This is a genomic window from Psychrobacter sp., assembly GCF_030457785.1.
Classification (GTDB): domain Bacteria; phylum Pseudomonadota; class Gammaproteobacteria; order Pseudomonadales; family Moraxellaceae; genus Psychrobacter.
In genome coordinates, this window is sequence record NZ_JAKDUI010000084.1 from 1 (window position 1) to 10,056 (window position 10,056).

At 42.5% G+C, this 10,056-nt stretch carries 9 protein-coding genes; 5 read left to right on the plus strand and 4 right to left on the minus strand.

The window, feature by feature from the left end; all coding sequences use genetic code 11:
* Positions 1–177: 177 nt before the first annotated feature.
* Both hisC and pheA read right to left on the minus strand, forming a co-directional pair.
* Positions 178–1,320, minus strand: a complete 1,143-nt coding sequence (gene hisC / locus L0J61_RS05745) for a histidinol-phosphate transaminase (protein ID WP_301465376.1) — start codon at positions 1,318–1,320, stop codon at positions 178–180.
* 333 nt (positions 1,321–1,653) lie between these two features.
* A complete protein-coding gene (pheA, locus tag L0J61_RS05750) occupies positions 1,654–2,841 on the minus strand; it encodes a prephenate dehydratase (RefSeq protein WP_301465377.1) in 1,188 nt (395 codons plus the stop codon).
* Between the two features lie 388 nt (positions 2,842–3,229).
* Here pheA and L0J61_RS05755 point away from each other — a divergent pair, with 388 nt between their 5' ends.
* Both L0J61_RS05755 and L0J61_RS05760 read left to right on the plus strand, forming a co-directional pair.
* The gene (locus L0J61_RS05755) at positions 3,230–4,171 is read left to right on the plus strand and encodes a transaldolase (RefSeq protein ID WP_301465378.1); all 942 of its coding nucleotides are present in this window, start codon (positions 3,230–3,232) and stop codon (positions 4,169–4,171) included.
* 95 nt (positions 4,172–4,266) lie between these two features.
* On the plus strand, positions 4,267–4,725 hold the full coding sequence (locus L0J61_RS05760) for a hypothetical protein (RefSeq protein WP_301465379.1): 459 nt from the start codon (positions 4,267–4,269) through the stop codon (positions 4,723–4,725).
* A 276-nt stretch (positions 4,726–5,001) separates the two neighbouring features.
* Here the strand turns inward: L0J61_RS05760 and L0J61_RS05765 are convergent, their stop codons facing one another.
* A complete protein-coding gene (locus L0J61_RS05765; RefSeq protein ID WP_301465383.1) occupies positions 5,002–5,517 on the minus strand; it encodes an adenine phosphoribosyltransferase in 516 nt (171 codons plus the stop codon).
* Between the two features lie 408 nt (positions 5,518–5,925).
* Between L0J61_RS05765 and L0J61_RS05770 the strand changes: the two genes are divergently transcribed.
* Both L0J61_RS05770 and L0J61_RS05775 read left to right on the plus strand, forming a co-directional pair.
* Positions 5,926–6,090, plus strand: coding sequence for a rubredoxin (locus L0J61_RS05770; RefSeq protein WP_301465380.1), 165 nt, complete (start codon positions 5,926–5,928; stop codon positions 6,088–6,090).
* 207 nt (positions 6,091–6,297) lie between these two features.
* Positions 6,298–7,191, plus strand: coding sequence for an alpha/beta fold hydrolase (locus tag L0J61_RS05775; RefSeq protein ID WP_301465384.1), 894 nt, complete (start codon positions 6,298–6,300; stop codon positions 7,189–7,191).
* A 121-nt stretch (positions 7,192–7,312) separates the two neighbouring features.
* On the opposite strand, the gene L0J61_RS05780 is transcribed toward L0J61_RS05775, so the two are convergent.
* On the minus strand, positions 7,313–8,314 hold the full coding sequence (locus L0J61_RS05780) for a WG repeat-containing protein (protein ID WP_301465381.1): 1,002 nt from the start codon (positions 8,312–8,314) through the stop codon (positions 7,313–7,315).
* Between the two features lie 531 nt (positions 8,315–8,845).
* On the opposite strand from L0J61_RS05780, the gene L0J61_RS05785 reads away from it, so the two are divergent.
* Positions 8,846–9,778, plus strand: coding sequence for a DMT family transporter (locus tag L0J61_RS05785; protein ID WP_301465382.1), 933 nt, complete (start codon positions 8,846–8,848; stop codon positions 9,776–9,778).
* Positions 9,779–10,056: the final 278 nt, after the last annotated feature.

The window sequence follows — 10,056 nt, forward strand, 5'->3', positions numbered from 1 at the left end:
CTGATGACTAACAGAGGATTTTATATTGTTACTATTATCGGTGCTGTTATCGTTGCTGTTGTTACTGCTACTGTTATTATTCTCTTTCGTTTGTTGGCTCACGGTCTCTCTCATCAAAAAATATGGCAAAATTTTACTTGGCAAAGTATATCTGCAAACATCATGTCTTTGATCTAATCAATTGTCATTCAATATCGAACGTAGCGTATCAATCAAACGAAGGTTTTCTTCTGCCACGCCCACAGTAATGCGTAACCAGCTATGCAAACCATACCCTGCCAACGGACGAACGATAACGCCTTGCTCCAATAACGCTTGATGAATATCAATGGCCGTTGTATCTTCCATCTCCATGTTGATTTCTACCATGATAAAGTTGGCATATGACTTAATAAATCGCAATCCTAACGCATCGAATTGTTTTTCAAGCCAACGCATCTGTTCATCATTCGTCTCGCGCACAGCTTTAATAAAGCTTTGGTCGGCGAGTGCAGCAGTAGCAGCTGCCAAACCAATACGGCTGACATTGAATGGCTGACGAACACGATTGATCAGTTTTGCTACTGCCACTGAGCTGAGCGCATAACCAACACGCAATCCTGCCAAGCCATACGCCTTAGAAAAGGTACGTACGATGACCACGTTATCAAATTCGTCAATCAACGCCCTATTATTACTTTCAGGGCTATATTCAATATACGCCTCATCAAGCACCACTAATACTGAGCTTGGCACTCCAGCAACGAAATCACGTAGCGCTTTTTGTCCGAGCTGTGTGCCAGTTGGGTTGTTGGGATTCGCAATAAAAACCACTTTGGTATTTGGGTTGTCTGTCACCGCTTGGCTCATGGCTTTTAGGTTATGACCATAATTCTGTGCAGGCACTTCTACACCCGTCGCTCCTTGCATTTTTGCTAACATCGAATACACCACAAAAGCGTATTCACTATATACGATGGCATCATCAGCACCGACAAAACTACGCGCCAATATATCGAGCAAATCATTAGAACCATTACCTAAAGTAATCTGATCCACAGTCACATCGTTGAAATCAGAAAGTGTTTGCTTTAGATAATAACCATTGCCGTCAGGATAGCGAGCCAATTGACCTAACTGCTCGGTAATAGCCAACGTTACTTGCGGTGAACAGCCCATCGGATTTTCATTACTAGCAAGCTTTACGACATCAGAGACACCATACTCACGAGTCAACTCTTCAACTGGCTTGCCAGTTTGATAAGGAGACAGCTCTAAGATACTGTCATATGCTGGAGTTAACGGTGCTAAATCCAATTGTGTCGTTGACGATGACTTCATGATTTGTCCTTAGATATGGGTAGTTATACCATTCATAAAAATTTGAATAGCAAGGAGAAAGAATGCAAGTGCTACGCATGGTAGGCTAAGCGATTTTGACACAGCTAATCGTAATTTTCAGTTTGGTGTTATTTATTATTATTTTCGGTGAGACACTCAGCCAATCCTATACGATATAGTAAAGTCTTTCTGAACAGAGGCTTTTTCTGAAAAATCTACAAAGCAACCGATTACGTACGTAACTCGATTGCTTCAAGCAAGACACTATATCGAACTGATGATCGAATTAATGATCGAATTAATGCTGAATAAAGCGATTGGTTGGCCGATTAACTACAGCACTGCCTTAGGATATGAGCCTAATACTCGTAAATCTTTGACCAACGGACGAATATCCGAAATAGCAGCACTCACGTTTGGATCATCGATATGCCCCTGCATATCAATAAAGAATACATATGCCCATTTATTAGGACGTTCAGGGCGTGTCTCGATACTGGTCATCGATACGCCGTGATAAGACATTGGTTTCAATATTTCGATCAACGCACCAGCCTTGTCATGAGCTGAAACGACAATAGAGGTTTTATCTTGTCCTGAAGGCGCAACTGCCTCATGACCGATGATCAAAAAGCGCGTGGTATTGCTTGGATTGTCTTCGATATTTTCATAAAGCTTATGTAAGCCATACTCTGCAGCTGCTACACCACCTGCGATAGCTGCAGAATGCCATTCATTTTTTAGGCGACGAGCAGCTTCACCGTTGCTTGAAACTGACACCCGCTCAACATTAGGAAAGTTAACATCTAACCAATGACGACACTGTGCCAAAGACTGCTGATGCGAATAAATACGGCTTAAACTATCGACTTTGGTATGCTCAGAAACCAAGAAGTTTTGATGTATAGGCATCTCAACTTCACCAATGATTTTTAGGGTAGAAGATAAAAACCCATCTAACGTATGATTGACCACGCCTTCTGAAGAGTTTTCTACCGGTACCACACCATACATCGCCGTACCTGCTTCAACTTCGCGAAACACATCAGTGATGGTGTTCATCGGTACGGTATCAGCAGCTTTACCAAAATGCTTGAGTGAAGCAGCATGTGTAAACGTCCCTGTTGGGCCCAAAAACGCAATACGCTGCGGCGCTTCTAAATCTAGGCAGACTGACATAATCTCACGAAATAAACGTGCCATTTTTTCATCAGCGATAGGACCTGCATTACGCTCCATGACCGCTTTAAGTACTTGGGCTTCACGCTCAGGACGATAAAAAATAGGATTCTTACTATCTATATCATCTGCTTCATTATTAGCAATATGAGCTTTCTTTACAACTGCTACTTGCTGAGCAAGTTTCGCGCGATTGTTGATTAGTGTCTGAATCTCACAGTCAACGGCATCAATACTCTCACGAATATTATCCAGAAATGCTTTTTCATTTGCGGTATCGCTAGCGCCTGTAGTGGATTGATTTGGGTTATCCATATTTTTCTCTGATGACTGCTCACTCATTACCGCTCATCCTTTTTAAATTTATAACTGTTTAGACTTTCTACTTATTAGGTCGATTTCGAATACTCTAATGGTTAAAACAAGACACTTTAATCTGTGGTGTATTATATGACTACTGGTTATATGAAACCAATATCTCAAAAAGCTACCATATAATCTGCTCTACTATAACAAAAACTATCCTCAGTGCCCATTTGTAAATACCATTAAAGCCGCTAATATTACCACAGTTGTATGCGAGACAGTCCATGCACGGTAAACTATGAGAAAATCTGACCTCAAACTATGTTACAGTCTAAACCCAAACCTAATACCCAATCTAGCTACTAAACCTAGTCACTACTAGGAATAAAAAAATAATCACATAATTGATAAATAAGGATATTCAATGAGCACATTAGAGCAACTTCGTAAAATGACCACCATTGTCGCTGATACTGGTGACCTCTCTGCCATCGCACGCTTAAAGCCAATCGATGCGACTACCAATCCGAGTTTGATTACCAAGGCACTTACTCATCCTGACAATCAGAGCATGCTATCAGAAACCATGAGCAACCATAACGGCGATATCGATGCTGTGATCGATGCGCTTACCGTTCAAGTTGGCTGTGATATTTTGGCACTTATTGACGGCCGTGTGTCTACCGAAGTGGACGCTCGACTGTCCTACGATACTCAAGCAACCATTGATAAGGCCTTAGAGTTTATGGCTGCCTATCAAAAAGCAGGCATCGACTCAGAGCGTGTATTGATAAAAATGGCGGCCACATGGCAAGGTATCGAAGCGGCGCGTTACTTGGAAACTCAAAATATCCACTGTAATTTAACCTTGCTATTCGGGCAGCATCAAGCAATCGCCTGTGCCGATGCGGGCGTCACGTTAATATCACCATTCGTTGGACGTATTTTGGACTGGCAAAAACGCCAACAAAACCGACAAAACGTACCAGTTTCTGATGACATGGGCGTACAGTCAGTGAAGCTGATTTATCAATATTACAAACAACATGGCTATAACACACAAGTCATGGGCGCAAGCTTTCGCTCGACCGACCAAATATTGGCATTAGCGGGTTGTGACTTATTAACCATCGCGCCAAACCTCATTGATGATATTGCTGCGATGGACAGTGACATCACTCGCCAGCTTTCACCCAGTATGGCAATGGAACAGGATAAAATGGATAAAGTCAGCCTCTCACATGATGATTTCAGCGCCGCTTACCAAAAAGACACCGTTACACAAGACCTGTTACCAAAAGGTATCGACGGCTTTATTGCGGCGCGTGAGGAGCTTGCCAAGGCATTGACCGCTATTCGTGGATAATAAGCAATACCCCCGCGCTCCACAAAAGAAAGTTGCCTACCGATAACAAGTTGGCTATTATGCTGTTTTCAGATCACAAGCAGCAAGGCTAAAGTATGAAACGGCTATCAGTGTTATTGGTAAGCAGCGCTTTGGTATTCAGCGCACAGGCAGCGAATTGGTCGAAAGTATCTGAAAGCAGATCCGGATCAGTTGTTAGTATTGATTTCGACGATATCGAAAGCTCCGATATCAGAATCATAGATGAAAAAGACGTCGAAAATATTATTGTGTCTATTCGTAGATCCTATCCATCACGACAAGCAAACGAAACAGTGAACGAAAAATCCGTCCACCATCGTGATCAACAACTACTGATCTCCTGCAAAGATCTCAGCTACTATACCCGAGCAAACGTCGACTATACCGTTAACGATGAAGTCATAAACGACTGGCAATCAGATAAACCCATACTGACTTCGAGAGAATTTAAGATCACCACACCCAATACGGTTGGACGCACTATAGTAGAAGAATCCTGTAATGCTTATAATCAAGGCAAAAAAGAAATCTAAGAAAACACCAGGGTTTGCCTTTTTAAAAAAGTGTACCTTTCTAAAAAACAGTGAAAACAATCAGATAATTTATATTCAAACAAAAAAGATGCGTATATATTACCTCGCTAGTGGACAACGCTTAGTGGTACTTAAATATGTTAGCTTTTAGAAAGTTTAGCTCATTGGGATTGTCATCGATTAAACTTGAGACACATCTTAAACTAAAGAAGCGCGCTGATATGATCAACGCGCTTCTTTAGTTTTATAGCATTTGGAATCTAAAAATAACGAAGATTAGGCTTCTAAGACAGTATAAACAGGGGCCGGAAACTCCCCATGAAGATCGACCAAGTCTAATAGTACTAAGGCTCCCACCACGCAATGTCCTGCCGATTGACACAACTCGTAAGCAGTCGTTAATGTGCCGCCAGTAGCCAAAATATCATCAACCAATAATACCCGCTCAGGTGGCAAGTTATTTTGCATTTCAAGTGTGTCCTCACCATACTCTAAAGCATAGGCCTTATTGGCCACAGGTGGTGGCAATTTACCCGGCTTACGCAGTAAAATCATACCTTTGCCCAGTCGACCTGCTAGCAAGCTTGCAAAAACAAATCCGCGTGCCTCCACTGCACCCAAACAATCTACCTCATCCAATAATCCATCGGGCAATGCTGCTAGCAATGCATCGATAGCCGCATCAATGTGACTGCGTAATAGCGGTGTAATATCATAAAAATCAATGCCGGCTTTTGGGAAGTCTGGTACTGTGCGAATAATTTCCCAAAAAGGATGCTCTTTATTCAGCATATTTGATGGCTCGTTTTTAGTTTGGAAGGATATAGCGGCAGCATTAATGCTCATGAGGACCCTTAGCGTATATGGCTTGAACAGTATGGTTCAAATAATAATGTTTCAATGATAAACGATAGATGGCGCGATGGCTCAAGGGCAAACATTATAGCATAATGGTTTTTTATATTGCGGCTCAATAATAGAGATCACATCGGTATATATACATAATCAGCCTGACTGGCTTGATAAATAGCGCACGGCCTCAATATACAAGTGTAAACTTAACTATTAAAATAACGGTTATATGCTAAAATACTGGCGCTTTTGCAGTCTAATTTTCTGGTTTTAATCCGAGAGGTTTGAATTCAAAAAAATAGGCTCAAAAAAGTACTGAATCACTGGTAATAATAGATAGGACTACTTATGAAACGCTATGAATGTATTGTCTGCGGCTGGATCTACGACGAAGAGCTAGGCTGTCCTGAAGAAGGGATTGCACCTGGTACTAAATGGGAAGATATTCCTGATGACTGGACTTGCCCAGAGTGCGGTGTAGGAAAGCTTGACTTTGAGATGCTTGAACTGTAGTAGACGACCTTTTAAATAGGATACTTCATGACACAATCAAATGACATCACAGATCACGTTAATGGCGTCAAGTTACCTGACAGTCCGAGTTTAGAGTCAGACTCTAAATCAGATGAGGGTTTTAGTGGCTGGCCTACGCCTGAATGGCAGCAACTTGGCGAACATAAATGGCGACATTCAGACCTCAGTGACCATCTTTATCAAGCAATGATTGATGTCGGCGATGGCATAGAGCTATGCGTAGAAGCTGGTGGTAACCCAAATAATCCACCACTACTAATGATCATGGGGCTAGGATCGCAAATGATATTCTGGCCTGATAATTTTGTGAAGCGCCTGATTGATGAAGGTTTTTTTGTGATTCGATTTGACAACCGTGACATCGGATTGTCTTCTAAAGTCCAAATCGACGGTCTACCCCGTATTAGCCAGCTCAAAATGATGCTACGCCTTCAAACTGGGCTCTCTAATAAAGGCGCCCAAGTCGCTTATAACTTAACAGATATGGCAGAAGATACCGTGCGCCTAATCAAAGCATTGCAGTTAAGCAAAGCTCATCTGCTTGGTGCCTCCATGGGTGGTATGATTGCTCAAATCGTTGCAGCACGCTATCCAAGTCTGGTAGAGCGCATGGCGCTGATGTTTACTACCACCAACCGTGCCTTTTTAAGACCGCCAAAGCCTAGACAGCTATATACCTTAATAAATCGCCCTGAGAGCCATTCTGAGCGTGATATTATACGTCACAGTGTCTGGTTTATGAAAACCGTCGGGACACCTGGTCATGTCAATGTGCGCATGGTGCGCGATATCGCCCAAAAACGCTATCAGCGCAGCTTTCATCCTCTAGGTACTGTGCAGCAGCTCAATGCGATCTTGTCATCAGGCTCTATCAGCCGCTTCAGTAAACAAGTTAAGGCACCGACCATCGTGCTCCATGGCAGTGCTGACGGTTTACTACCTGCCTCACAGGGCCGTGTGGTCGCTAAAACCATTCCCAACGCCAAATTTTATTTGATTGAAGGAATGGCACATGATATCCCTGAGTATTATCAACCTTACTTAGTCCAGCTGATTGGCACTCATTTATTAGATAAGTAATTTCATATCTGTCACGAAAAAGGGCGTAAAACCTGTCACGGACATGAGTTTTTACGCCCTTTTTTATCTTTAAGTTTCATGTTCATTGCTGGTCAAACGTGCTCTAATATCGGTTGTCTACCTAATCGCAACGTACGCCATCACCTGTTGTATTCACACACATTTTGGTACCGTTTTTCAAATTCCCGATCCATGCTTTACCATCTACGAATGTAAAAGACGGACCGCCCTTATAGTTGGTTCCAGTTGACACACCACTGTCAGCAAAACGAAAAGGAATTAATAGCGCACCACCAAGATCAATAAATCCCCAATCTTCTCCAATGCGAACACCAGCCAACCCTTCAGAAAACGATCTTACTTCGTCAAACGAATAGGTAATCATCACTACATTATTATCATCAACGAAACCCCATTTTCCATCTTGTTGACGTGGTTGCAAGGTTGTAAAGTTGCTGGGTCGTGTGAGTCTGGTTTCTGCTTGCACTACATTAGTGTTAGTCGTTTCACTCGTACTGTTCGGATCATTGGCCGTTTTACCATTTACATCCAACCAGCTGACTGCGCTGTTTTTGCGAACGCGAGCCACACCACCACGAAAATCATCGATATCACTAAACGATGCTGAGAACGGCACAATCGTTTTATTGGCAGTATTAATAACGCCATAGTTACCAGATTTTTTTACGACGATACGGCCTTCTGATACTGGACGTGCCCAACTTTGTCCACCTCTAAGTATGTCATATATCGCAGGGATGACTTCCCGTCCTTGCATGTTTATATAGCCAATATGACCATTGCGCATCACCGGCAATAATCCACCTGACATTCGGTCGGCGTCAACGTTTTGGTAACGTGATAAATCCACAACCCTTTTACCGCTGCGATTAATCAAAGCAACGGGGGTACCAGAATCCTTTGTGGCTAAAAAGTAGCTACTACTCGCTGTACAAGACACATTTTTATAAAAGCTTTCTGGAATATTGCAGCTTGCTGCGTTCGCACTAGGTACGACAAAGAGCATGCCCGAAACCACTCCAATAGCAACACCACATCTTGATATCATCTGCGGCAAGCCAGCTAAAGAGAGAGGTCTTTTTAATAATGATCGTCTAAGCATGAAAGAACCTATGTTGGAATGATGATGGGCCTTGACCTATGTCAGGCATTGTACCTTATTTGATTATTTAACCAATACACTGACGAAATCATTTATGTTGTACAATCAGTGTTTATAGCTAGCTATACGGCACATCCGAGTATTGCTAGCTATCATGACAGGCTAGATTAACAAATCGTATGATTTGCGCCAACACTATTCCTGCAAAGTCTTTTGCAGAGATACAGACACTGCTGATTAGATCCTGTCTATTAAATGCGAGGCAGCCTACTGAACAAGAGTCAGCATCTAAGAATCAACATCGTGTCACTGGTTACTATTAACGCCAGTATCGGTTCTTTTATATGCAGTAAGCATAACTGCTATAATTACACGAAATAATACTCCCTTTATCATCCCACCTTAAACACAAAACCTCAACAATTTGGCTTATTTCATTAGACGGCTACTCACAGAGATTGACGGTACTATAGGTACTGTAAGCCCTATATTCTCAACAAAAACCTATCAGTCGTTCCCAAAGGGTCATTTATGGCTAACCTCTCTTCCCGTTTTGCACCTGTCCTGTTGGTCATTGGCTGTATCATTTTTGGACTAGGTAGTCTAATTGTTGCTCACGTTGAATTAGGCGGTTGGGCGATGTCATTTTGGCGGCTGGCGATTTCAGGCATCGTCTTTGCTGTATTAGCCAAAGTCATGGGCCAGCGACTGCCCCGTTCAAGACGTGCTATCGTATATAGCTTGTTGTCCGGTGTTTTTTTGGGATTAGATTTGGCGCTTTGGCACGAGAGTATTTATGCCGTCGGTCCTGGTATATCAACATTACTCAATAGTTTGCAGATTTTCTTTTTAGCGGCGATTGGTTTCTTATATTTCAATGAACGGCAATCTATTTTACAGCTAATCAGTCTGTTTCTAGCGATGTTTGGCGTCGCTATGATTGGTAGCCCTGAGTTTTCCCATAACAGCGCTGCAACTTGGGGCTTTATCACTGGTATCATATCAGGTGCCATGCTTGCAGCATCGATGACATTCATTCGTAAAACACACGACACCGAACCCACGCCGATATTCATGCTCATGCAACTGATCAGTATCGGTGGTGTGCTAGCAATGATTGTACCTATGTTTCTGTTTGATCAAGGAAACGTACTTCCGAATACTTGGTCTGAGGTCGGCTGGATTTTGATTTATGGCACGGTGATGCAATGCCTGGCATGGGGACTCATTGCCTACTCGATTCCAAAACTATCGTTAGCATTAACAGGACTGCTGCTATTGACTGAGCCCATCGCCGCACTGGTGATTGACTATAGCTTGCTCGACAAACCAATTAACACACTACAGTGGAGCGGCGCACTACTAACAATGCTCGCCATTTATTTAGGCTCGATAAAATCTCGTCCAACAACACTCAGAAACTACCGTTTTTTTGCGCGTTTTTATAAACGAAAAGATCAGTAGTTTTTGTCTTTTGCCCTATTATCGTACACACATGAAATAACCCCCATCAGTTTCAATCAATTGATGGGGACTGATGGAGGTTGCTAATAACCAGATTAGGGCACGTTGCACGTTCACAAATAGGCAATGCTGATACCTGTATCATTTGCATGACGTGCCTACTTGGCAGGTGATTTTTTGAGATCTTTTGCTTCAGTCCCTTGGTTAAACAAAGCATTTAACACAATTGCCGCCAATGTAGCGGTACCAATTCCACCCAAGTCAAAGCCACCGATATT

Excerpts from the sequence above, each read along its gene's own strand:
- L0J61_RS05780 (WP_301465381.1), bottom strand. The coding sequence starts at position 8,314 with ATGCTTAGACGATCATTATTAAAAAGACCTCTCTCTTTAGCTGGCTTG.
- L0J61_RS05755 (WP_301465378.1), top strand. The coding sequence starts at position 3,230 with ATGAGCACATTAGAGCAACTTCGTAAAATGACCACCATTGTCGCTGAT.
- L0J61_RS05770 (WP_301465380.1), top strand. The coding sequence starts at position 5,926 with ATGAAACGCTATGAATGTATTGTCTGCGGCTGGATCTACGACGAAGAG.
- L0J61_RS05785 (WP_301465382.1), top strand. The coding sequence starts at position 8,846 with ATGGCTAACCTCTCTTCCCGTTTTGCACCTGTCCTGTTGGTCATTGGC.
- L0J61_RS05765 (WP_301465383.1), bottom strand. The coding sequence starts at position 5,517 with ATGCTGAATAAAGAGCATCCTTTTTGGGAAATTATTCGCACAGTACCA.
- L0J61_RS05775 (WP_301465384.1), top strand. The coding sequence starts at position 6,298 with ATGATTGATGTCGGCGATGGCATAGAGCTATGCGTAGAAGCTGGTGGT.
- L0J61_RS05760 (WP_301465379.1), top strand. The coding sequence starts at position 4,267 with ATGAAACGGCTATCAGTGTTATTGGTAAGCAGCGCTTTGGTATTCAGC.
- pheA (WP_301465377.1), bottom strand. The coding sequence starts at position 2,841 with ATGAGTGAGCAGTCATCAGAGAAAAATATGGATAACCCAAATCAATCC.
- hisC (WP_301465376.1), bottom strand. The coding sequence starts at position 1,320 with ATGAAGTCATCGTCAACGACACAATTGGATTTAGCACCGTTAACTCCA.